The 22,394-nt window shown below is 49.4% G+C and carries 22 protein-coding genes; 15 read left to right on the forward strand and 7 right to left on the reverse strand.

Annotated features, from left to right (window positions below; all coding sequences use genetic code 11):
- Nucleotides 1-159 precede the first annotated feature (159 nt).
- Entirely contained in the window at nucleotides 160-627 is a 468-nt protein-coding gene (gene bfr / locus RBH92_RS12060) for a bacterioferritin (RefSeq protein ID WP_307932269.1), read from the forward strand.
- 246 nt (nucleotides 628-873) lie between these two features.
- Here bfr and pyrE read toward each other — a convergent pair whose 3' ends face one another.
- Entirely contained in the window at nucleotides 874-1,518 is a 645-nt protein-coding gene (gene pyrE / locus RBH92_RS12065; RefSeq protein WP_307932270.1) for an orotate phosphoribosyltransferase, read from the reverse strand.
- 297 nt (nucleotides 1,519-1,815) lie between these two features.
- Here pyrE and RBH92_RS12070 point away from each other — a divergent pair, with 297 nt between their 5' ends.
- Genes RBH92_RS12070 through zapE form a run of 3 tightly spaced genes read left to right on the forward strand, consistent with a single transcriptional unit; the run spans nucleotide 1,816 to nucleotide 5,177 of the window.
- Nucleotides 1,816-2,589 carry an exodeoxyribonuclease III gene (locus RBH92_RS12070; protein WP_307932271.1) on the forward strand — a complete coding sequence of 258 codons (774 nt, stop codon included), beginning with the start codon at nucleotides 1,816-1,818 and terminating at the stop codon, nucleotides 2,587-2,589.
- A complete protein-coding gene (locus tag RBH92_RS12075) occupies nucleotides 2,586-3,956 on the forward strand; it encodes an AmpG family muropeptide MFS transporter (RefSeq protein WP_307932272.1) in 1,371 nt (456 codons plus the stop codon). The genes RBH92_RS12070 and RBH92_RS12075 overlap by 4 nt, the downstream gene beginning before the upstream one ends.
- Nucleotides 3,957-3,974: 18 nt before the next feature.
- Nucleotides 3,975-5,177 (forward strand): cell division protein ZapE, encoded by a 1,203-nt coding sequence (gene zapE, locus RBH92_RS12080; protein ID WP_307932273.1) that lies wholly within the window; start codon nucleotides 3,975-3,977, stop codon nucleotides 5,175-5,177.
- On the opposite strand, the gene RBH92_RS12085 is transcribed toward zapE, so the two are convergent.
- Nucleotides 5,170-5,967: an adenosylcobinamide-GDP ribazoletransferase gene (locus RBH92_RS12085; RefSeq protein WP_307932274.1), complete on the reverse strand. Its 798-nt coding sequence runs from the start codon at nucleotides 5,965-5,967 to the stop codon at nucleotides 5,170-5,172. The genes zapE and RBH92_RS12085 overlap by 8 nt on opposite strands.
- A 167-nt stretch (nucleotides 5,968-6,134) precedes the next feature.
- Here RBH92_RS12085 and RBH92_RS12090 point away from each other — a divergent pair, with 167 nt between their 5' ends.
- The 3 genes from RBH92_RS12090 to RBH92_RS12100 all read left to right on the forward strand — a co-directional run bounded on the left by RBH92_RS12090 (nucleotide 6,135) and on the right by RBH92_RS12100 (nucleotide 9,541).
- Nucleotides 6,135-7,148, forward strand: a complete 1,014-nt coding sequence (locus RBH92_RS12090; protein ID WP_307932275.1) for a ribonuclease T2 family protein — start codon at nucleotides 6,135-6,137, stop codon at nucleotides 7,146-7,148.
- A gap of 166 nt (nucleotides 7,149-7,314) precedes the next feature.
- Nucleotides 7,315-8,223 carry a TIGR01777 family oxidoreductase gene (locus RBH92_RS12095; RefSeq protein WP_307932276.1) on the forward strand — a complete coding sequence of 303 codons (909 nt, stop codon included), beginning with the start codon at nucleotides 7,315-7,317 and terminating at the stop codon, nucleotides 8,221-8,223.
- Nucleotides 8,224-8,239: 16 nt separating this feature from the next.
- Nucleotides 8,240-9,541, forward strand: coding sequence for a cryptochrome/photolyase family protein (locus tag RBH92_RS12100; RefSeq protein ID WP_307932277.1), 1,302 nt, complete (start codon nucleotides 8,240-8,242; stop codon nucleotides 9,539-9,541).
- Between the two features lie 338 nt (nucleotides 9,542-9,879).
- On the opposite strand, the gene tnpA is transcribed toward RBH92_RS12100, so the two are convergent.
- Complete coding sequence (gene tnpA, locus RBH92_RS12105) at nucleotides 9,880-10,311, reverse strand: IS200/IS605 family transposase (RefSeq protein ID WP_307932278.1); 432 nt, start codon at nucleotides 10,309-10,311, stop codon at nucleotides 9,880-9,882.
- A 694-nt stretch (nucleotides 10,312-11,005) separates the two neighbouring features.
- Here tnpA and RBH92_RS12110 point away from each other — a divergent pair.
- A complete protein-coding gene (locus RBH92_RS12110; protein WP_292924590.1) occupies nucleotides 11,006-11,164 on the forward strand; it encodes a hypothetical protein in 159 nt (52 codons plus the stop codon).
- Between the two features lie 186 nt (nucleotides 11,165-11,350).
- Here the strand turns inward: RBH92_RS12110 and RBH92_RS12115 are convergent, their stop codons facing one another.
- The 3 genes from RBH92_RS12115 to RBH92_RS12125 are packed head-to-tail and all read right to left on the reverse strand — an operon-like array spanning nucleotide 11,351 to nucleotide 13,807.
- Complete coding sequence (locus RBH92_RS12115; RefSeq protein WP_307932279.1) at nucleotides 11,351-12,103, reverse strand: SDR family NAD(P)-dependent oxidoreductase; 753 nt, start codon at nucleotides 12,101-12,103, stop codon at nucleotides 11,351-11,353.
- A 1-nt stretch (nucleotide 12,104) separates the two neighbouring features.
- Nucleotides 12,105-13,406, reverse strand: a complete 1,302-nt coding sequence (locus RBH92_RS12120; protein ID WP_307932280.1) for an FAD-binding oxidoreductase — start codon at nucleotides 13,404-13,406, stop codon at nucleotides 12,105-12,107.
- Nucleotides 13,403-13,807, reverse strand: a complete 405-nt coding sequence (locus tag RBH92_RS12125; protein WP_307932281.1) for a GtrA family protein — start codon at nucleotides 13,805-13,807, stop codon at nucleotides 13,403-13,405. Before RBH92_RS12125 ends, RBH92_RS12120 begins: the two co-directional genes overlap by 4 nt.
- Nucleotides 13,808-14,004: 197 nt before the next feature.
- Between RBH92_RS12125 and RBH92_RS12130 the strand changes: the two genes are divergently transcribed.
- From RBH92_RS12130 to RBH92_RS12150, 5 genes are all read left to right on the forward strand, one after another.
- A complete protein-coding gene (locus RBH92_RS12130; RefSeq protein WP_307932282.1) occupies nucleotides 14,005-14,442 on the forward strand; it encodes a UbiA family prenyltransferase in 438 nt (145 codons plus the stop codon).
- 30 nt (nucleotides 14,443-14,472) lie between these two features.
- Nucleotides 14,473-15,510 carry an IS630 family transposase gene (locus RBH92_RS12135; protein ID WP_307931811.1) on the forward strand — a complete coding sequence of 346 codons (1,038 nt, stop codon included), beginning with the start codon at nucleotides 14,473-14,475 and terminating at the stop codon, nucleotides 15,508-15,510.
- 45 nt (nucleotides 15,511-15,555) lie between these two features.
- On the forward strand, nucleotides 15,556-16,011 hold the full coding sequence (locus RBH92_RS12140) for a UbiA prenyltransferase family protein (protein ID WP_307932283.1): 456 nt from the start codon (nucleotides 15,556-15,558) through the stop codon (nucleotides 16,009-16,011).
- A 2-nt stretch (nucleotides 16,012-16,013) separates the two neighbouring features.
- Nucleotides 16,014-16,430 carry a divergent PAP2 family protein gene (locus tag RBH92_RS12145; protein WP_307932284.1) on the forward strand — a complete coding sequence of 139 codons (417 nt, stop codon included), beginning with the start codon at nucleotides 16,014-16,016 and terminating at the stop codon, nucleotides 16,428-16,430.
- Nucleotides 16,431-16,598: 168 nt separating this feature from the next.
- The gene (locus RBH92_RS12150; RefSeq protein WP_307932285.1) at nucleotides 16,599-18,167 is read left to right on the forward strand and encodes a hypothetical protein; all 1,569 of its coding nucleotides are present in this window, start codon (nucleotides 16,599-16,601) and stop codon (nucleotides 18,165-18,167) included.
- 27 nt (nucleotides 18,168-18,194) lie between these two features.
- Here the strand turns inward: RBH92_RS12150 and RBH92_RS12155 are convergent, their stop codons facing one another.
- Entirely contained in the window at nucleotides 18,195-19,382 is a 1,188-nt protein-coding gene (locus RBH92_RS12155; protein WP_307932286.1) for an efflux RND transporter periplasmic adaptor subunit, read from the reverse strand.
- A 311-nt stretch (nucleotides 19,383-19,693) separates the two neighbouring features.
- Here RBH92_RS12155 and RBH92_RS12160 point away from each other — a divergent pair, with 311 nt between their 5' ends.
- Together RBH92_RS12160 and RBH92_RS12165 are read left to right on the forward strand one after the other, a co-directional pair.
- Complete coding sequence (locus RBH92_RS12160) at nucleotides 19,694-21,403, forward strand: multicopper oxidase domain-containing protein (protein WP_307932287.1); 1,710 nt, start codon at nucleotides 19,694-19,696, stop codon at nucleotides 21,401-21,403.
- Complete coding sequence (locus RBH92_RS12165; RefSeq protein ID WP_307932288.1) at nucleotides 21,403-22,377, forward strand: cupredoxin domain-containing protein; 975 nt, start codon at nucleotides 21,403-21,405, stop codon at nucleotides 22,375-22,377. The genes RBH92_RS12160 and RBH92_RS12165 overlap by 1 nt, the downstream gene beginning before the upstream one ends.
- Nucleotides 22,378-22,394: the final 17 nt, after the last annotated feature.

Genomic DNA, 22,394 nt, shown 5'->3' on the forward strand with positions numbered 1-22,394 from the left:
TCAAGAACTATTATCGTTTATAATCAATAATTTGTTGTTGTTTTTGTGCTTCATGATTCGTATAATGCCGGGTGTTAGCACAAAACGTCGCTGGCGGCTGCCCATTTGAAGAATCAGCAGGCGCTGGCGGTTACTCAATAGCATGTGAGGAATACAATTATGAAAGGCAATCCAAAAATCATCGACTTACTAAACAAGCTGCTGGCGGAAGAGCTGACGGCGATGGATCAATATTTCGCCCACTCGCGGATGTACGAAGATTGGGGATTCAGCAAACTGTACGAACGCATCAATCACGAAATGGACGATGAAAAGCAGCACGCCGATCAATTGATTAAGCGGATTTTGTTGCTCGAAGGCGTGCCGGTGATCGGCAACCGCAGCCCATTGCGGATCGGCCGGGATGTGCCGGAAATGCTGCAAAACGATCTGGCGCTGGAACGCTCGGTGATTACCGCATTGCGCGACGCCATCGCGATTTGCGAACAAGAGCGGGACTATCAATCGCGCGAGATTCTCGAAGGCATGCTTGCCGAAACCGAAGAAGATCACGCGCATTGGCTGGAACAACAATTGGGATTGATCAACAGGGTTGGGCTGCAAAATTATTTGCAATCGCAAATGTGATCGCATGTGAAGTATCGATGTAACCAGCAATACCCATGTAAGCGGCTTGCGTCATTTCCGGTGACTCCAAGCCGCTTATGCATTCCGTTTGATCAAATTGTTAAGAAAACACTGATTCATTGACTGCGTGAGCGAATCACTTTGTTGCGCGGCACTCGCCCCATCGCCTATCTTGTTGATATGTCTTAGTTGCTCGTTCCATGTGCCTCGCGCTTCATTTCGTTCGCCAGATTAATCAGCGTTCCCCTAGTAGCTGACGCCATACCGGTCCCGGTACTGTTGCACCGCGTGAAGATGCTGCGACAATTCCGGGTGATGATGCAAATACGCCACCAAATCATCCAGATCAATGATCGAAGTAACCGGAAAACCGTGCGTTTGCTGCACTTCCTGCACCGCCGAAAGTTCGCCGGTGCCGCGCTCCATGCGGTCGAGGGCGATCACGACACCGCCGGGCGTTGCGCTCGCAGCTTTGATCAATTCGACCGATTCGCGCACCGACGTGCCGGCGGAAATCACGTCGTCAACGATCAACACCCTGCCTTGCATCGGCGCGCCGACCAGCACGCCACCTTCGCCGTGGTCTTTGACTTCCTTGCGGTTGAAACAGAACGGATAGTTTTTATCCATTTCAGCCAGTGCGATAGCAATGGTGCTGACCAACGGAATGCCTTTGTACGCCGGACCGAACAAAGTATCGAACGGAAGCTCGGCATCAACGATCGCTTTGGCGTAAAATTGCCCCAGTTTGTGTAACGATTCGCCGTCGTTGAATAACCCGGCATTGAAAAAATACGGCGACAAACGCCCTGCTTTGGTTTTGAATTCACCGAAGCACAGCACGTTGCGTTCGATGGCGAATTGGATAAACGCTTGCCGGAAATCGGACATAACCAGAATCACTCTTAATAATAAAAAGATGCAAATTATAACGCTGAACTTAAACGGCATTGTAGGGTGGATAAGTGCAACGCCATCCACCATGACTTTTATTTCAACCGGATTGCCGGTGGATGGCGCTTCGCTTATCCACCCTACTAACAGGCCGTTGAAAAAAGTTTTCGAGGCGACCGATACAAGGCAAAAGCAAGCGAAAAAGCGCAGTTTATGCGGTATAAATGAGCATTTTGAGCTTGTTTTTAACACCGTAGCGGCAACGCAGATAGTTTTTCAACGGCCTGTTAAACGATGCGGATCATAACGCTCAACCTCAACGGCATCCGCGCGGCGGCGAAAAAAGGCTTTTTCCCTTGGTTGGCGAAGCAAACCGCGGATGTCGTGTGCGTTCAGGAATTAAAAGCGCAATTGCCCGATCTCTCTGGCGAAATGTTGTCGCCGGATGACTATCATGGCTATTTCCATTGCGCCGAGCAGAAAGGCTACAGCGGTGTCGGCATTTATACGCGCAAAAAACCGGATCGCGTCGTCGAAGGTGTCGGCATTACCGGCATCGATGCCGAAGGACGCTATCTGCAAGCGGATTTCGGCGAATTGAGCATCGTGTCGCTTTACCTGCCGTCCGGCTCGAGCGGCGAACACCGGCAAGCAGCGAAGTTCTATTTCATGGAACATTTTCTCCCGGTGTTGCAAAACCTGATGGCAAGCGGACGCCAAATTATTTTATGCGGCGACTGGAACATCGCGCACCAGGAGATCGATCTGAAAAACTGGCGCTCGAACCAGAAAAATTCCGGCTTCCTGCCGGAAGAACGCGCCTGGTTGTCGGATGTGTTCGATCGAGTCGGTTTCGTCGATGTATTCCGCCGTTTGAATAGCGAACCCGATCAGTACACCTGGTGGTCGAATCGCGGTCAGGCCTGGGCGAAGAATGTCGGCTGGCGCATCGATTATCAGATCGCCACCCCCGCGATTGCGCAAACCGCACGCAGTGTTTCGATCTTCAAGGATGAGCGCTTCTCCGATCATGCGCCGCTCATCGTCGATTACGACCATACCTTATGACCGCCTCGATATCTTCCAGCTGGCTGCAAGCGCTGCGGGTTTATACCCACCCGCGCGTGCTCGGCATGCTGTCGCTGGGTTTTTCCGCCGGATTGCCGCTGCTGTTGATCATGGGCACGTTGTCGTTCTGGCTGCGTGAAGCGGGTATCGACCGCACCACCATCGGCCATTTGAGCTGGATCGGGTTGGCTTACAGCGTCAAATGGCTATGGTCGCCGCTGGTCGACCGGTTATCGCTGCCATTGCTGACACGCTGGCTGGGACGGCGGCGGGCATGGTTGCTATTGTCGCAAATCGTGATCGCTTGCGCCCTGGTGGGGATGGCGATGACCGATCCGGTGATCAATCTGACGCATCTGGTGTTTTTCGCGCTGGCCGTCGCATTTGCATCGGCTACCCAGGACATCGCATTGGATGCTTACCGCATCGAAGCGGTCGCGGTGGAACTGCAAGGCGCGATGGCGGCCACTTATCAAGCCGGTTACCGCGTCGCGATGATTCTGGCTTCCGCCGGCGTATTGTGGATCGCGGCGGCAGTCGATGTCAGTGCCGATGTATACGACCACGCGCCATGGCGCTTCGCTTATCTGATCATGGCGGCGAGCATGGCGGTCGGCATTGTCACCACGCTCATCATCCGCGAACCGGATGTGCCCTACAGCCGTACCGTTTCCGAAAACGAACAGATCGCGCAGCGCGCGCTGGCGCATTGGGCCTTGCCCGAGCGCGTTAAAGCGTTACTGATTTGGTTGTACGGTGCATTGATCGCGCCGTTCCGCGATTTTCTCGTGCGGCATGGCCGGAAAGCGTTGCTGATTCTCGGTTTGATCGCGATTTACCGTATCTCCGACGTCGTCATGGGCGTCATGAGTAACCCGTTTTACGTCGACATGGGTTACAGCAAAGACGAGGTTGCCGCCATTTCCAAAGTCTACGGCGTGATCATGACCATCGCCGGGGCGGCCATCGGCGGCGTGCTAACCGCAAAAATCGGCGTCATGCGCACCTTGTTTCTCGGCGCGGCACTGTCCGCCGCGACCAATTTATTGTTTGTTTGGCTAGCAGGACGCGGCCACGATGTCAGCGGTTTGATTTTCACCATTTCCGCCGACAATCTGTCCGCTGGAATCGCTTCCTGCGCATTCATCGCCTACTTGTCAGGCTTGACCAATTCAGCCTACTCGGCGACCCAATATGCGTTATTCAGCTCGGTGATGTTGTTGCTACCGAAGTTTATCGCCGGTTTCAGCGGACAATTTGTCGATGCCTACGGCTACGAAAACTTCTTCATTGCCACTGCCATTTTGGGTTTGCCGGTGTTGATTCTGGTCTGGCTCGCCGGGCAAGCGGCCTTCACCACTGATTAGCTATTGCTGCAATTTACTATGTCTGAAGTTTCACACACAACAAGTCCTAAAACCGAATACCAATCGTTGATCCAGGCCGGCGAACTGAAACCGGATGCCGATCAAGCCCATGCGGTCGATGCGTTAGAACGCTTACACCGGGAATTACTTGATTTACCGCTTAACAGCGCGCGCGGGGAGCGATCCAAATCCAACTGGTCCACCGTTTTGTTTGGTTGGCTCAACACCGGCAAACCGGTTCCGAAAGGCATTTATCTCTACGGCGGTGTCGGTCGCGGTAAATCGATGCTGATGGATTTGTTTTATGCCGCGACGCCGACCACATCGAAACGGCGCGTGCATTTTCACGAATTCATGCTCGATGTTCACGATCGGCTCAAAACCTGGCACGAGCTTTCCGCACGCGAGAAAGTGCAGCAAGGCGGGCGGGCCAATGACGACGATCCGATGCCGTTCATTGCTCGCAAAATCATCCAGGAAGCGCGATTATTGTGCTTCGATGAACTGCAAGTGACCGACATCGCCGACGCCATGGTGCTCACGCGATTGTTCAAAGAATTGTTCACACAAGGCGTGATCGTTGTTGCAACGTCCAACCGGCCGCCGGATGAATTGTACAAAAACGGCTTGAACCGCCAGCGTTTCTTGCCATTCATCGAGCAAGTGAAAGAAAAATTGGAAATTGTTCCGCTGCAAGGTCCGGTCGATTATCGTTACGACCGGTTGCAAGGCGCGCAGACTTATTATTTTCCGGCTAACGAACAAACCAGCTCGGAGTTATCGGCAACCTTCTTCCGCCTGACCGACCGTCATGTCAAAGACCGTGACAAGGTGCCTAGCGAAGAACTGCACGTGCAAGGCCGGACCTTGTTCGTGCCCAAAGCAGCCCGCGGCGTAGCGGTATTCTCGTTTAAGCGGCTGTGCGCCAACCCGCTTGGCACTGCCGATTATCTCGCCATCGCCCGCGCTTATCACACCGTGATCATGGTCGCGATCCCGCAGTTCAATGAGCATAACAGCGACCAGGCCCGGCGCTTTATCCATTTAATCGACGCGCTGTATGAGCACGGCGTCAAATTTCTGTGTTCCGCCGCCGTGCCGCTAGCGGAACTGTACGTCGGCGGCGACATCGGCTTTGAGTTTGAACGCACCGTTTCACGTTTGACGGAAATGCAGTCGGAAGCTTATCTTGTGAGGGGCCACGGCAAAGCCATTATGTAGCGGCGCATGCCAATACACCCAGATAAAAAGAGACTTCGGTAAGCTGTTGCATGGCGCCTAAGCAATCGCCGGTGTAACCGCCAATGCGCTTTTTTAGAACAAGGCTAAACCACATCCACACAGCCGCCACGGGCACAATTCCCCAATACCAGGAGGACGGCAGCCACAGCAACGGTAATAATCCCAATAGAGCGGCCACGGCAAGATGGGTAAGCGGCATGCTGGTCGCGAGAGGTTTGGATTTACCCGAAAACTTCACATAGCGCTGCGTGGCCATCACCATCACGGAACAAAGTCGGCTTAAGCTATGGCCCGCAATCAACAAGACCGGCACCAGCAGCGGCGGAAAATGGTTCAACGCGGCAAATTTCAGCGACAGTACCAGCACAATACCCACCACACCATAGCTGCCGATACGCGAATCCTGCATGATTTGCAACACTTGCTCTTTTTCCCATCCACCGCCAAGACCGTCGATTGCATCGGTCAAACCGTCTTCATGAAACGCGCCGGTAAGCCATATCGTCGCAACCATACTGAGCAGTACCGAAATATCCTGCGGCAACACTGCGTTGGCAAGCGAGTAAACAATGGCTGCAAAAGCGCCTACGATAATGCCCACCAGCGGAAAATACTTGGCTGCCGTGTTCAACTCCTGCTCGTGAAAATCCGGCAATGCCGGTACCGGGATGCGCGTAAAGAAACCGATGGCCAGCAATAAGCCGCGCCATTCTTGCTGGAACCAGGAGCGATTCGGGGAAGGGGAAGGAGAATGCGACGGAGTCGTCATAGGCGATGAGTGTAGCGTCTGCGGTTTTTTTTAGCTAGTGGCAGCGCCACATGTCATTGCTTTGGGATCGTGTGATAAATACCATAGCTCACAGGCAACACTTGCCGCATAATAACCCGGCATTGTTCCAGCCGTTCCATCTATTTTTGGCGATAAAGGAGAAAGTCATGATAGTTCTCAGAAAAAACACGATTTTTCAAGTTTTCCTGATCATTGTTACACTCGGTTATTTTCAGCCCGTCTGGGCGGAAAAGACATCCGGCGAATTCACGGCGCAGCAAACCTGCCCGGCTTATGTATCCAAAAATAAATCGACCAATCCGGATAATGCAAAAATTCTGGCCGGAAGCAAATACGCGATTACCGAAGTGCTGACGGCGAATAATCCCGACTGGTATCGCGTGGTTGTACCTGCGGCCAATCCGCAAGAACGCTGGGTTAATGCCAGTTGCGGCCAGGCCCAACTGAGCGGTGGAGGGGGCGGCGGCGACAATAATGACGGCGGTGGCGGTAGCTGCAATACCGCGGGACAAGGCGATAGCTATGTATTGGCGTTGTCGTGGCAGCCGGCATTCTGTGAAACCAAACCCGATAAAGCAGAATGCAAAATTACCGACCCTAAAGTTTACCAAGCCAAACATTTCACGCTACATGGTTTATGGCCGAACAAAAAAAGTTGCGGCACACATTATGGATTCTGCGGTGATGTCAAAAACCAGAAAAGCAATTTCTGCGATTACCCGGCTGTTCAATTGGATGACGCCCCCCGCACTTCATTAGCGGAAGTGATGCCGAGCGTAACCGCCGGTTCTTGCTTGGAACGGCATGAATGGCACAAGCACGGTACCTGCGCTCAGTGGTCATTGGAAGACTATTTCGATTTGGCAGCCGACTTGACCCGCCAGTTTAACGATGCCGGCATGGCGTATTTCATGAACCGCAGGATCGGACAGCAGGTTCGCACCGATGATTTCATTAATCGCGTAACAGCGGTGCTGGGAACAGCCGCGAAGGACCGGATCAAGCTGAATTGCAACCAAGGCATGCTGGTCGAAATTCAATTGAATCTATCCGCCAGTCTGACCCCTGGTATCGATCTGGAGAAATTATTGCCGGACGCGCCGGTTCAGGGCAAATCGAATTGCGGCGAGACATTCCTGGTTGACGCCATCGGTCAATGACTCAGGTACTAACCGGTCTTTGATGAGGATCATGCGCAAGATTCTTCACGTGTGAGCCTCATCATTCAGGCTGCAAGCATTCCAGAAACTAACCGTGCTCAACTGAAAAAAGCTTAAAATAAGTGTATTCTGAAAAAATCTTCAACCTGTTTAAAGACTTTCAATCATGAATATTCTGATCACAGGCGCAACGGGATTCATTGGTCAGCAATTAGTACGGCGTTTGCAGCGAGGCCACCACATCATCACCGTATTGAGCCGCAATGCCAAGAGAGCGAGCGAAATGCTTGGCGTACCGGCATATGATTGGGATTACGCCACGCAGGATGTCCCTTTTGAGGCAATAAAAGACTGTCAGGTTATCATCAACTTGATGGGCGAGAATTTGGGCGAAGGCCGTTGGACTAAAGCGCGCAAGCACGAGATTTATACCTCGCGTATCCTCAGCACCCGCAAGCTGGTTGCCGCCGCGCCGGACAGTCTGCACACTTTCGTGTGCGGCTCGGCGATCGGTATTTACCCCGGTACCGGCGACGATTGTTACGATGAGTCGTATACCGTGCCGGAACAGCGCAGTTTCATGCAAACGATTTGCCATGATTGGGAACAGGAGGCGGCAAGGATCGAAAGCAACGGTGTGCGCCGGGTCAGCATCCGCACCGGCGTGGTGCTCGGTCACGGCGGCATGCTGCAGAAACTGCTGCCGGTTTTCAAACTGAGTCTTGGCGGCCCTGCCGGCAATGGAAAACAATGGTTGCCTTGGATACACATCGATGACATTGTATCCGTCTACATTGCAGCCGCGCTGGATTCGCGTTATCAAGGTCCGGTCAATGCCGTGGCGCCTAACCCGGTACGTTACCGGGAATTCGCCACGGCGCTGGGTCATGCACTGCAACGTCCGGCTTTTTTCCCGGCACCGGCATTTATTTTGAAATTGGTATTGGGCGAAGCCGCTGCGCTGGCGTTAAACAGCTATCGCGTCACGCCGCGGCGATTGCTGGAAGAATTCGGTTTTCATTTCAAATATAGCGATTTACCGGCGGCTTTGGCGGATTTGCACCGGCCGCATTAATTCCGTTTAGCCGCATATGACGACACCGCTTGCTGTTTTCTGGTTCCGGCGCGATTTGCGCTTGCACGATAATGCCGGACTCGCGCAGGCGCTGGCATCCGGCCATGCGGTGCTGCCGGTTTTCATTTTTGACTCGAACATTCTCAGCGGACTGCCCCAAGACGACGCACGCGTCACGTTTATTTTCGATACGCTGCAAGCGTTGCGCACGCAGCTGGAGCGGGATCACGGCAGCTCACTGGCGCTGTATCACGGCAAGCCGCTGGAAGTTTTCGAACGCATCCTGCATTCGTACCCGGTTGCGGCGGTATACACCAACCATGATTATGAGCCTTATGCGCGAGAACGTGACGACGCCTTACGGCAATGGCTGAAAACACAATCGGTAACATTCCATAGCTTCAAAGACCAGGTAGTGTTCGAAAAGCGCGAAGTCGTGAAAGAAGACGGCGATCCTTATGTGGTGTATACCCCGTACATGCGCAAATGGCGGTCAATGTTGAGTCAAATCGCACTGACGGTCTATCCCAGTGCCGAACGATTATCCGGGCTAGTCAAACAACTGTCATGCTCCAATCTGACGCTGGCGGATATCGGCTTTGTCCGTGCCGCAATCACCGTTCCGCCCTATCAGCTCGGTATCGGCATACTGGAATACTATGCCGCAGACAGGGATTTCCCGGCACGGCAGGGCACGTCGCAATTATCGCCGCATTTGCGTTTCGGCACCGTCAGCATCCGCCAGATTGTGCAGCAAACGCTTGAAATCAGTGACAGTTTTTGCAATGAACTGATCTGGCGGGAGTTTTTCAGTCAAATATTGTGGCATTTCCCGCAAACTGTGCATAAAAGCTTCAAACCGCAATACGATCGCATTCAATGGCGTAACGATGCAACGGAATTTCAGCGCTGGTGCGAGGGCACCACCGGTTATCCATTAGTCGACGCCGGTATGCGCCAGCTCAATGCGACCGGATTAATGCACAACCGCATCCGTATGGTTACCGCCAGCTTTCTGTGCAAGCACCTGCTGATAGACTGGCGCTGGGGTGAGGCTTATTTTGCGCGGAAATTGCTGGATTACGACCTGGCCAGTAATGTCGGCAACTGGCAGTGGGTGGGCGGCTGTGGCGTCGATGCGGCACCCTATTTCAGAATTTTTAATCCAACCACGCAAATTGAGAAGTTCGATCAACAGTTCGACTATATCCAAACCTGGGTACATGACTGGCACACACTCTCTTATCCGGCGCCGATGGTGGATCACGCAGCCGCGCGCACGCGTTGCCTTCATGCTTACCGGGAAGCAGTTAGTTAAGATAGATAGATAACAAATGGTATCTTCGTTTAACAAGCCGAAAACTATCCACGTTGCCGTTGCGGTGTTAAGAACTGACTCAAAATGCTCATTTATTGCATAAACTGCGCCTTTTCACCTGTTCTTGCCTTGTATCGGCTTTCTTGAAAACGTTTCTCAACGGCTTGTTAATAAAAAGTCGAAATAGCCAAAGAAAAAAACGCTGACACAACGTTTATTTAAAACCCGTTATCAGCCATTTTTTCTCCGGCGGCAAAAACTAAACAACCACCGGCTAAAGCCGGTGGGTTTGAGTTACGGACTGAAAGTCCGGATACGCGTCGACTAAACGACGCGTCTTATTCCGGCTCCATTTTAAAATTGTCGTTTGGATTTGGCTCAAAATGATGCTCCAAGTATTGTTTGATCATCTCTTCTGTCATCTGACCTACTGTCACGCAGAAATACCCTCGCGCCCAAAAATGCCTTCCCCAGTACCGCTTCTTCAAGTGAGGAAATTCTTCAAACAGATAGCTCGATGTTCGTCCTTTTAGTCGCCTCATGATCTCACTCGGAGCCATCTCCGGCGGACAACTCACCAGAATACGCACATGATCCTTACTTACTACACCCTGTACAATTCTCATTTCAAATGCTTCACACGTCTGACGAACCAACTCTCGTACTCGTTCTGCTACTTCTCCCTTCAGAATCTTATATCTATACTTCGTTACCCATACAAAATGATATTCAATCTGATAAACCGTATGACTTCCATATCTATAATCCATGCCACACCTCCTGTGTGGCATATTCTCGCAGCTAAAGCTGACCGGCTGAAGCCGGTGGTTTTAACCTTATGATGGACAATAAACTACCACCCACTGAAAGTAGGTGGGTTAGCGCAGCTTGGGTGCAGACGACTAAAGTCGTCTACCCGCACCAAGCTAAACGCGCATGAATCAACACATTTAAAGTCAAAGTCACCGTCTAAAGACGGTGGTTTTTACCAAATTTATGGAAATAAAGCACCGGAGCGATTCATTCAGCAGCGATGGATGAAATTTTGATCCGCTTGGTTGTTTCAAAAATCATCCAGAATATTCATTTGCAATCGATCACTAACTGTTTATTTTATGGGAAGAATCTTCATCAAAATCACAAAAAATTCACAGACCCCGCACCATTTTCTTTGATAAATATACGGTTATCTGATGCATTAACAATTCCATCCTTTTTTTTTTAGTGTTATGCTTAATATGAATAAGTCGTTTTCTTATTCGATTTGAAACCATGTCTCTCTAATTTTAGGAGATCAATAGGTTACATAAGTTGGATGATTTTCTATTACAAGATCTTCTTCTGTAAAAGAAAAGGACATTGCGGAAAAAGATTTTAGGAGATGTGGCTTGTAGCTGATGAAGTTTCAACGTGACATTAAATTTGTTTATAAACATTATTATTTTAGTAACAAAGGAGATTCTCATGAAATACACAATTTTCGCAGCCGTCCTGTTAGCTTTTGTTAGTACAGCCGCATTATCTGGATGTGGCGAACCTAAACCATATAATAAACCGCCAAGCTTATATAAAGATCCTGAATCAGGCGAAAGACTGGGTGCTCCTGCCGGTAGTAAAGATTAATCGGTTGATTGATTATCAAACGGCTCCTGTCAGTTTTCAGGGGCCGTTTTCTATTTAGGGGTATCACTAAATATTCATATTTACGAGCATCCAAACCTTCGATTGCTTAATCCGTCTCACCCCGGCTTGTTTAAGATACTGAATTTATACAAGCTCCCTTAAGATTATTCAACGTTTAACATTTCACTAGATGTTCAATTTATGAAAGATAAAATTGGGTAAATGCTGAATAATCAACATAATCAACCTCCATTTTGGTGGCGCGTACACGACCGGTTGGCCACGTTTAACCCCATCCACAATGTTTTTTGCAATTGCTTCGACAGAGGCTAATTTAGCGCCTTGAGCTTTCAAGTGCGCAGTCATCGGTGTGTCTGTCGGCCCCGGTTTAACCAGAACAACCTTGACACCGGTTCCCGCGAAGCGGTGTTGCAGGCCTTGCGCGTATCGCGTCACCAAGCCTTTGGCCGAACCATAAACATAATTGGACTTGCGCCCTCTGTCACCAGCCACCGACCCTACCAGTACCAAGGTACCGGAATCAGCCTTTGCCATATGCTTCGCAAACGCTTCGGCGAAAAGCAGCGGAGAAATTCCATTGATTTCCAACGCCTCCCGGCACGCCTGCAAATCATTCTGGCAAGCATCTTGTTCCGGCAGAGAACCATGCGCAATCAAAACAATATCAACGGCTTGCTGCTTAGCAATCTCGTCAACCGCCGTTTGAATGGCGGCCGTATCGAGAAAATCCAGTTGTGTCACGTGAATATCCGCTTCGGGACTGCGCGCACCGATATCGGCAGCAACACGTTTAATCCGGTCGGCATCCCGTCCGATCAAAGTCAGGTCCACCGGTTGATCTTGCGCCCACAGTCTGACGCAGTGCTCGGCGATCGCCGACGTAGCACCGACGATGACAATCCGTTGCTTGTTGTTCATTTCATGCTCCCATTAAACGGCGTGACAATCCCGAGCTGATACCGGGATCACGATACTTCAAAAATTCATGTAATCGCGGATAACCCGCTTCAAACAAATCCCGGGGCATGCGGGCATCCTTGGCCGGATAAATCCTGCCCCCCGCTTCCCGCACAATGGCATCCATGCGTTCAAACAGCTTAAGCGTTTTCGCGCTCTTATTTGGGAAATCCAGCGCCAGAGTAACACCGGGGCGTGGAAAACTCATCATCCCAACCGGCTGTCTATTGCCGAAAGTCTTTAGAACGGCGAGAAAAGACCCTTCACCGGATTTGGCGATTTCACCCAGCATGGCTCGGGTCGCATCTTGCCCGGCTTCTCGTGGAACCACACTTTGGTACTGAAAGAACCCTTTCGGACCATACATCCGGTTCCATTCAAGAAGATTATCCAGTGGATAAAAGAAAGACTCGTAATGGACAATGGCTGATCCTGCCTTCGACTTCTTGAGATTGTAGTATGCCGCGTTGAATGGCCGCAGCGATAAGCTGTTTACCAGCGAAATAGGCGGCACGAAAGGCATGACCAGTTGCCGTTTTTTGGGTTCCGGCCGTTGCTCGCTATCCGAAAAATTGCCTCGCATGAAAAGCCCCCGGTTGCCGTTGCCGGAGACACAGTCGATCCAGGAAACGGTGTGCTCCCAGTCAACCTCGGAGCCATCCGCGAGTTGGAAAAATTCATCCAAATCACCATAGGGAATCGTTTCGGTCTGCAACCACGGACTCGCAACCCGGCGCAATTGAATCTCCGCTTCCACGATTATGCCCGTCAACCCCAATCCGCCAACAGTTGCAGCAAACCAATCCGGTTGAGTATGGGGGCCGCATTCGATTATTTCACCATCGGTACGAATCAATTTGATTCTCTGAACATGATCACCGAACGAACCAAGAAGATGGTGATTCTTGCCGTGTACATCGTTGGCGATCGCGCCGCCAACTGTCACGAGCTGTGTGCCCGGCGTAACAGGCAGAATCCAGCCTCGCGGAATCACCAGCCGCTGGATATCTCGCAACAATACACCGGCCTCGCAAACCAGCCTTCCGGTTTTATCATCGAAAGCAATGAAGTGATCCAGGCCGGTAGTAAGCCAAAGCACGCCATCTGGATTAAGGCAAGCGTCGCCGTAACTTCGCCCCATGCCATGAGCCAACCCTGAAGGATATTCACGGGAAACGATACTCTTTACCCTCCCCGGATCATTAAGCACAACAACTCGATGAAGAGGTGCACTGAGACGGCCCCAGGAGGAAACTGTTCTCACGACTCCCCCTTATCGCGGAAGACAAACCGCTTGTCGAGATGGTATTTAGTCAAATAGCCGATAGCCAAACCGATGACACCCCCCAAATAACGCATCTCTTTTGTTCCAAAAAGATAGTGAAAGCCAAACTCAAACCCCCAGAAAATTAAGGTTGTAGCCACCCCCATTAGCACATAGAGCGTGAAAACTTGACCGTCATGCGCCACGCTACGGGCACGAAAGTTGAAAATATACCGCTTATCGAGAACATACTTCACCACTAACCCGACCCCGGTTCCTATCGCCACCGATAGCAAGACATCATACGCTCCCGAGTACACGCGAATGAAAAAATCCTGGGCGCCAATATTCGCTGCTGTCGCGATTAGCGCAAGAATTGCATAGGTTATTGCCAGTTTCATCAAGTAAGATTTTAATTAAACTGCAAGAGCTTGCAGGTATAAGTGTATGGGGAAAAACTTGCAAAAAACCTTATTTTATTACAATTGCTATCCTAATACTTTGAGTATTAATAAAAATACTGCAATAATCATGATCATTGACAATAAAGAATGATATTACCTCCAGCAATAACATCTGGACCCAAAAGCGTATACCTATGAACGATACCAAACAGACTTACACGTTTTCTCAGCAGATGATCGGTGTAATTAAACTCATGCGGCCGAAGCAGTGGATAAAAAATAGCTTTGTTCTAGCCCCACTCTTGTTTACCGGTGAATTTCTTAATCCCGAAGCCGTGCAACAGGCCTTGCTGGCAACGTTGCTTTTCTGTTTGGCTTCTTCAGCAACTTATATTATCAATGATATACATGATATCGAGCATGACCGCCGTCACCCGAAAAAATCCAAAACACGTCCCTTGGCAACCGGTATTGTAACCATTCCCGCGGCACTATTGACACTGGGCGTGTTATACGCAACATTAATCTGGGGATGGTTTTACTTCTCAAACGTGGTATGGGTGATCATAGCTTATCTCATCCTCAATCTGGCCTATACGTTTATACTATTGACTCGGCACAATAATACTTGAAATTTATGAATCGCCCCCCATCTTGTTGAAATGGAAAAAGACGACGCAAGATATTCGACGCTGGAGCAACTGCATGAACGGCGCAAGCAAGTGGTGCGGTTGCATCGCAAGGGCTACGGCGTGATGCAAATTGTTGAGCTCAGTGGGCTTTCGTATCCGACAGTTCGGTTTGCGATAGATCGGTATGAAGAAGGCGGATTTTCCGCCCTGAAGCCAGGGATGCGAGGCAAGCGTACTGGTCAAGGGCGGTCACTGACAGAGGAGCAGGAACAAGCCATCCGCAAGATCATTTGTGACAAGCGTCCGGAGCAACTGAAGATGGAATTTGCGCTGTGGAATCGGGCGGCGGTCATGCAACTGATAGAGCGGGAGTACAGCATCAAGCTGTCGGTGCGCGGCGTAGGCAACTATCTGTCACGTTGGGGTTTCACTCCCCAGAAGCCGATCAAGAAGGCCTATGAGCAGCGGCCTGAAGCCGTACAAGCCTGGCTCAACGAGCAATACCCGGAAATTGAGAAGCGCGCCAAGGCGGAAGGCGGCGAGATTCACTGGGGCGATGAAACCGCCTTGGTCAATACCGATGTGCGCGGTCGTTGCTATGCTCCGGCAGGCAAGACGCCAGTCACCTACGCGGCTGGTGGTACGCGACAGAAGCTATCGATGATTGCCGCAGTGACGAATCAGGGCAAAACACGCTGGATGATTATCGACGAGGCCTTCAACGCCGACAGGCTGATCGAATTCCTCGAAGCGCTGATCAAGGATGCCGGGAAGAAGGTATTCTTGATTCTCGACAATCTGCGGGTTCATCACAGCAAACAGGTCAAGGCATGGGTCGCTGAACGACAAGACAAAATCGAGCTGTTCTACCTGCCCAGCTATAGCCCGGAACTGAATCCGGAGGAACGCCTCAATGCCGACCTCAAGCATGCCATCGGGACGAAAGTGCCGGTGCGCACCAAGGCCAAACTCAAACTCGCTGCCACCGAACACATGGTTAAACTTGAACAATCACCCGAACGGGTCAAAAGCTTCTTTCAAGATCCGAGGGTCAAATATGCCGCTTGAAACTTCAAACTTCATCTGGCCGGATCAATAAAATATCAGCCGGTATTGGATATTTTTACGATCGCCATCGGTTTCGTGCTCAGAGTTTACGCCGGCGCCACGGCCTTGTCGGTGCCGGTTTCAGACTGGATGTTTATTACCACCCTCAGTTTGGCGCTTTATCTGGCTGCGGTCAAACGCCGCCAAGAATTGAGCCAGATTGGTGTGAAAAGCCGCAAGGTTCTGGAGAAATACTCGGTATCGCTCGTCGATCGGTATGCCGAGATCTCTGCAACCAGTGCATTGATTTTTTATAGCATGTTTGTAATGTCAGCCAAATCCCAACTGGTTATCACTGTACCTTTGGTAATGTTCGGCATGTTCCGCTATTGGTACATCGTCGAAAAATTTGAAGGTGGTGAATCACCCACTGATGCATTATTGAGTGATTGGCAATTACTGCTGACGGTAGCCCTTTGGGTTGCTGCATGTGGTTGGGTGCTTTGGCCGGTTCAAGGATGATCATGGATTTCTCTTATGCATTAACCCCCTTTCTCGCTTGGCTAACAGCCGGCGTCATGAAATTTATTATCAACAGTGTCAAGGCAAAACAACTGGCATTCGGCCAAATCGGTTATGGCGGCTTGCCAAGTAATCATAGCGCCATTGTCAGCAGCATGGCCGCTCTCATTGCTTTAAAGGAAGGCATCGATCACCCCGCTTTTGGCGTAGCTTTAACACTGGCATTCATTGTCATGCTGGACGCCAATAGTCTGCGCCGCCAGGTTGGAAAGCATGCCGCAATTATCAACAAGCTGGCGATCACCATGCCGGATCGTCCAACCTTGCGAGAGCGCATGGGTCACACCCGCATCGAAATCGCTGCGGGCGTTTTGGTGGGTATTGCGGTAGCAGCTTTTGTTACCGCCATCCTAAGTTAATTCGAGGCTGAAGGAAAATCGGCTCTTCACATTTTCGACATCAACTTTCAACACGATTCCTTGTCAGCGAATCGATAAGAAAACAAAACATACTGCCAGGAACGGCTCAAATTAAAAGATTCGGCGGCACTTTAACATTGCTTACTCGAAATCCAGGAAACCTACGAAATGAAATCTGACAAACTTGCATTCCGGTTCTTAATTGCAATCCTCATGTTTGCAATTGCTGGCGCAGCTTCCATGAATATGACGTACTTCTGGTACGATGAGCACATGTACATTTCGGCCAGTGTCCTTGTTTCAAAAGGTTATGTACTCTACAAGGACTTTGCATACTTGCAGATGCCTTATCTCCCGTTACTCTATGGAAGTCTTTTCAAGATTCTCGACATAGAATCGCATTATTTTTTGATAGGCAAGCTAATCAGCCTTTTTTTTCTTGCGCTATCATCCTTATTTTTGTATTTGTTATCGCGCCGGATCTTGCATGACGGATTTCTTTCCTTAGGTATCGTTATACTCTTTTTATTAAACTTTAGTATTCTCAGTTCAGCCGCACTGGCAACTAATTTCATCATGCCAGTGGCGTTTTCGATAATCAGTTTTTACCTATTTTATATTTCGTTTTTCGAGAATCAGATCAAGCTGCTTGGGATCATGTTTGCGGGCATCTGTCTCGCCCTTGCGATAGGAACAAAACTCACTTTCGCCACACTCACCGCTCCATTCGCACTGATGATTATTTGCTTCATGATAGGGAACAAAAATTCATCTAAAGATTACAGAAAAAGTATTTTGTGTATTCTTTTTTATCTAACAGGAATTATCATTGGCTTACTCCCCGTTCTGCTATTCATTTCCGATCTTGAGTCCTTCATCTTTAACAATCTCGGATTTCATAATTTCAATACCCAATGGCGGCAGATAACTGATTTTGATGGACCAATGTCCTTATATTCAAAACTGCAATTTGCTTACAGGCACTTGTTCAAAACAGATAATTTGCTTCTTCTGCTGGCTATTTCTCTTGGATTTGGGCTATTGATCAAGAACTTTCAATCATTTAAAGATATCTACAAACAACTGCCTGCGGGAACATCGCTAACTTTCTTTCTGGTTCTTATCGCGATTCTAACTGCGTTGACTCCAACACCTACTTGGTCACATTACTATTCAATTCCCATAAGTTTTCTATTTATTCTACTCATCTTTTCCTTAGCATCCGATTCTGAAGAAAAATTAAGAATAAATAAGCAACTGATTGTTATATTTATATTAGCATCCACTGTTTACAATGGACCAAGCTTATTAACATTCATTTCACGTTCAGCGCATCAAGAATCCTGGGTAGGTCTCAGATTACATACCATCTCCAAGGAGATGCGGCTTGCGCTTACAGAAAATGACATTTCTACTGATCGCAAGATTGCTTCTTTGTCTCCCATTTATGCCTTGGAATCAAATCTTCCGGTTTACCCTGAGTTCTCAACCGGTCCGTTTCTTTATAGAATCGGTAATCTCCTCACCGCTGAGCAACGTAAGCACTTTGTTGGAACCTCGACAAATAATCTCGATGATCTGTTTTCTCAAGCCCCGCCAGCAGCAATTATCATCGGTTCCGGTGAAGACGGAGATTTAACCGATTTAAATAAACCCCTGATCGAATACGCGATAGCCAATAACTACAGAAAAATACCGATCACCGGATTCGGCGGCGAATTTTATATCATGCCTTGAAACCAATTTGACTTATGCATCTGTAATTTAAGAAGGAGAAGTTTCCAGTAATTGCGGCGCCACATTTTTTCCAGGCGCCAATTTGATGAGATTATCAACTACAACGCGATCACCTGTTTTTAATCCATCCATAATGATCCAGTCCTTACCGATCCAATCTCCCGCGATTACCGGTCTCTGTACGATGGTATTTTTCTCATCGATCACATAAACATACCGACCAAAATCAGAAGTCAATACCGCGACCTGCGGCACCACGAAAACTGTTCTGGATTCCCTCGCAATCACGCGTACCCGTACAAATTGGCCGGGTAGAATGCGCTGATCGGCATTCTCAAAAGTAGCGCGCAATTGTTGTGTGCCCAGCAAAGGATCAATTTTACTGGCGGCAAAATTAATTTCGCCTTCCTGTTGATATTCCGAACCATCCGGCAAAATTAAGATAACTTTCTGAACATTATTGGGTTGCAAATGGCCGCCGAATTTCGTTAACTCATTATCCGAGAAACTGAATCGCACCCAGATCGGAGACAGCTGCGCCAATGTCGTTAACACGCTGCTATTGGCCGACACCAATGCACCTTCCGAGAAAAGCGACCGCCCCGTCACGCCATGGATAGGCGCTTTGACTGTGGTGTAAGACAAATTGAGCTGCGCTTGCTGAACACGAACTTTTGCCGCTTGCAAGCCAGCTACCGCTATCGCCAAATCCGCCGTTGCCAAATCATAAGCTCGCTGACTGACAAAGTTCTGCGCCAATAATTGCCGTTGGCGTTGTTCATCGCTTCTCGCTCGCATCACACGCACATCCTGCTCACGGAATTCCGCTTTAGCCTCAGCCAAAGCATTTTCGAAAGGCTCCGGATCGATCAGATACAATGCTTGACCGGCTTCGACTTCAGTACCTTCCGCGTACAGGCGTTTGAGGACAATCCCGCTGACTCGAGGACGAATTTCCACTTCTTTCGCGCCCTCCGCTTGTGCGATTGTTTCGAGACTCACCGGTATATCAACCGGTTGTGCTGTGATATAAGTAACCGATATCGCAGAATCCGGGCGTGCCGATGGCTGACCGGAGTCACTGGCATTGCAAGCGATCAACAAGAAACTGATTAAGCAGCACCCCAAAGAAGTCAAATAGCGCTTCGGAATTAATTTGGCGATACGTACACATTGCAGGTGAATTCCTGCAATCAAAAGATAATGATTCGTCACACGAAAATTTTCTTCAAGAATTTAAAATTAACATCGATTCGATAATGGAAAACCACAAAAGCATAATAGGGTTCTGTATAATAACTGATGACAATAGCGTGATGGATAATGAAGTATTGCACATGTGAAGAAAAGATATTCCTCGTAATTCTACCTGCCTGCAAATACACTGCTACACGAATTTTATTCTTTCAGAACTGTCCCAGGCAGTAAATTCCGGCTATTGGAATTGACAACTAAGTTAAAAATAATTGCACAACCTGATTATTATTTATTTTTTGTGATTAGATTAATTCTAAAGGTGCGTTGATATGCCTACCCATATATTTTTTGCCCTATTGACTTCCTTTCTCATGTCAGCGGCAATGACCGCGCAAGCATCGCTGAAGTTGCCCAGCACGGTAAAAGTTGATCGAGCCGCATTAACCTTCGAAGAACCGTGCGACCCGATTATTTCACCCGCTTGGCGCGAAGCGCAAGAAATCGAAGGTGTGAAAATTGAAGCATCCCCCGGTTGCAGCCCTGATAATCCCGCGTGGATCGCAGCGGCGGTCAAGGGCACTAATAATATTTCGATGGATACCCTGATGAAAACCGGCTTGTCGCCGGATGCCATCATTAAAACCGATGATCTGGACGGCGATGGCGATCCTGACCGGATCATTATCAAACTGGAAATTATGGAATTAAACGGCAAATCGCCCGACTTTCCAGGACTGGTGCCGACATTCGACATCGCACCCGGAATACAACCGGGTGCATGGGTATTCGCTCCGAAAACCAGCGGTATGTCGACCGAGAATTTTGAAAGCGTACGCGCCAATCCGCTGTTGAGACTGCCATCCCCGGTCATCCGGGTTGAAGTCGGCGATATTGTGCAAATCGTACTGGAAAACACGCATTACTTCCCTCATAGCATTCATTTGCACGGTGTCGACCATCCATTTTCCCACGGCGAGCATGGCGGCCAAGACGGTGTGCCGCAAACCAGCGAAGTTGAATTGATGCCCGGCGAGCGCCGGATTTATCAGTTCCAGGCGCGCCAGCCGGGAACCATGTTCTATCACTGCCACGTGCAAACGCATACCCACTTGGCAATGGGGCTGGCCGGTATGATCGTTATTGAAGAAAACCGGCCGAATAACTGGCTGCAAACTTTGAACATCGGTGCCGGTCATGTGCGCCACCCATCCGTCGCGGTTAAAGAGCAATACGATCAGGAATACGATCTGCATTATCACGCAATGGATAAAGAACTGGGCGAAATCATCCAGAAATACAACGATCCCCGGCTGATCGCCCGCGATATGAATCAACGCTATGACATTACCGACGCCAGTGAAGATTACTATACGCTGAACGGTTTATCGTTCCCTTACACGCTCAGGGAATCGCTGATCATCGTGGAGCAGGATCAAAAAATCAAGCTGCGGATGTTGAATAGCGGTGGTGAACTGATCGCCGTCCATACCCATGGCCATCATGCCACGATCACGCATTATGACGGCGTGGAACATAATCCGATTGCGCAGATCATGCGCGATGTCTTTGACATGGCACCAGCGCAACGCCTCGATCTGAAGCTGGAAACCATTGATGACGGCAAACATAGCTATGGCGAAGGTGATTGGCTAATTCACGATCACCGTGAAAAAGGCATTACCACCAACGGCATGGCCGAAGGCGGCAGTATGAGTTCGATCGTTTATAAATCCTATTTGAACGGTAACGGCTTACCCAAAGTCAGTCATTTCGGCATCGACTTAAGCGAATATTTCACCAAGGAATATTATCAAAGACGCTATCCGATCTGGCAGGACCTTGACGATTGGGCAAGCCTTGGATCACCGGGTGAACGTGAAGGATTGATGCCTGCGACGCAAACCTCACTGATCTACGCATTGATCGGTTTACTGGCAGGATTGCTGATCTACCTGATTTTCGCCAAACGGGAACAAATCAAACTAAGCACGGTAGCAGCCGTTTCACGTTTAAGAAGCCCTAAAGGGGGTAATCAATAATGGTTAAGACAACGACTATCACTTTCTTGCTTGCCGGTTTTTTTGCCTTGAGTGCGAACGTCCATGCACAGCAACCGGCAAAACCCAGCGAGCACGATCATGCGCAACATGATCATAGCGATCAAAAAACAACCAAGCAGGATGCGCATGACCACAGCGGTCACGACATGAGCAAGGACAGCGGCGTCGCGGTCGACCATTCGAAAATGGATCACAGCGACCATGCGCACGATCATGACGTCGATCACAGCACACACGGCGTGCAAGCAACGGAACACGGCGATATGCAACACCATCACCACATGGATCACGACCATATGATGGATCACGAAGGCACGATGATCATGGGGCAAAACCTGGATCAATTACCCAGCAGTTGCCGCAGCATTTCCGAAGAAGTGGAAATTACCGTCCGGGCCGGCAGAAAATATTCCGCAAAATTTCCCGGAACCGCTTTCGCTTTTGATCAGCAAGAATGGCATGTCAAGCCTTGCGCCAAAGTCACATTTCATTTCATCAACGAAGATAACATCCGTCATCAATTCATGATGCACGGCTTGCCGAAGTATCTCTATAAATATGGAATGTTCCACCTGGAAGTAACCGGTCCGAAAACGGTATCCGGCACGATCATTGTTCCCGGCGGAGACGACACCTACCTTGTTCACTGCGATATTTCCCATCACATGGAAAAAGGTATGAAAGCACAACTGGTCGTTGGAAAAGGTGGCGCCGATATACCGGGTATCCCTGGATTGACGCATCACAATATCAACGATACTTACGAAGCGGAAAATTTGCCGAAGCTCTCGGATAAAGCCGATCAAAGCAAAATGGTCAGACAAATCACACAGTTCACTACCGATAATCTGCAAACGTATGGCATGATGCTGGCCGGTCTGCTGCTGGGATTATTCTGCGTTCCGTTGATCCGTAAAATCCCGTTGCGCCGCAACAAAGAAAATAAATCGTAAACAAAAATTACTGGATT

Origin of the sequence: Nitrosomonas sp. sh817, assembly GCF_030908545.1 — a bacterium.
In the GTDB taxonomy this organism is placed as follows: domain Bacteria; phylum Pseudomonadota; class Gammaproteobacteria; order Burkholderiales; family Nitrosomonadaceae; genus Nitrosomonas.

Excerpts from the sequence above, each read along its gene's own strand:
- RBH92_RS12115 (WP_307932279.1), bottom strand. The coding sequence starts at position 12,103 with ATGAACAACAAGCAACGGATTGTCATCGTCGGTGCTACGTCGGCGATC.
- pyrE (WP_307932270.1), bottom strand. The coding sequence starts at position 1,518 with ATGTCCGATTTCCGGCAAGCGTTTATCCAATTCGCCATCGAACGCAAC.
- RBH92_RS12075 (WP_307932272.1), top strand. The coding sequence starts at position 2,586 with ATGACCGCCTCGATATCTTCCAGCTGGCTGCAAGCGCTGCGGGTTTAT.
- zapE (WP_307932273.1), top strand. The coding sequence starts at position 3,975 with ATGTCTGAAGTTTCACACACAACAAGTCCTAAAACCGAATACCAATCG.
- bfr (WP_307932269.1), top strand. The coding sequence starts at position 160 with ATGAAAGGCAATCCAAAAATCATCGACTTACTAAACAAGCTGCTGGCG.
- RBH92_RS12130 (WP_307932282.1), top strand. The coding sequence starts at position 14,005 with ATGAACGATACCAAACAGACTTACACGTTTTCTCAGCAGATGATCGGT.
- RBH92_RS12095 (WP_307932276.1), top strand. The coding sequence starts at position 7,315 with ATGAATATTCTGATCACAGGCGCAACGGGATTCATTGGTCAGCAATTA.
- RBH92_RS12110 (WP_292924590.1), top strand. The coding sequence starts at position 11,006 with ATGAAATACACAATTTTCGCAGCCGTCCTGTTAGCTTTTGTTAGTACA.
- RBH92_RS12070 (WP_307932271.1), top strand. The coding sequence starts at position 1,816 with ATGCGGATCATAACGCTCAACCTCAACGGCATCCGCGCGGCGGCGAAA.
- RBH92_RS12165 (WP_307932288.1), top strand. The coding sequence starts at position 21,403 with ATGGTTAAGACAACGACTATCACTTTCTTGCTTGCCGGTTTTTTTGCC.
- RBH92_RS12160 (WP_307932287.1), top strand. The coding sequence starts at position 19,694 with ATGCCTACCCATATATTTTTTGCCCTATTGACTTCCTTTCTCATGTCA.
- RBH92_RS12100 (WP_307932277.1), top strand. The coding sequence starts at position 8,240 with ATGACGACACCGCTTGCTGTTTTCTGGTTCCGGCGCGATTTGCGCTTG.
- RBH92_RS12135 (WP_307931811.1), top strand. The coding sequence starts at position 14,473 with ATGGAAAAAGACGACGCAAGATATTCGACGCTGGAGCAACTGCATGAA.
- RBH92_RS12150 (WP_307932285.1), top strand. The coding sequence starts at position 16,599 with ATGAAATCTGACAAACTTGCATTCCGGTTCTTAATTGCAATCCTCATG.
- RBH92_RS12090 (WP_307932275.1), top strand. The coding sequence starts at position 6,135 with ATGATAGTTCTCAGAAAAAACACGATTTTTCAAGTTTTCCTGATCATT.
- tnpA (WP_307932278.1), bottom strand. The coding sequence starts at position 10,311 with ATGGATTATAGATATGGAAGTCATACGGTTTATCAGATTGAATATCAT.
- RBH92_RS12145 (WP_307932284.1), top strand. The coding sequence starts at position 16,014 with ATGGATTTCTCTTATGCATTAACCCCCTTTCTCGCTTGGCTAACAGCC.
- RBH92_RS12125 (WP_307932281.1), bottom strand. The coding sequence starts at position 13,807 with ATGAAACTGGCAATAACCTATGCAATTCTTGCGCTAATCGCGACAGCA.
- RBH92_RS12085 (WP_307932274.1), bottom strand. The coding sequence starts at position 5,967 with ATGACGACTCCGTCGCATTCTCCTTCCCCTTCCCCGAATCGCTCCTGG.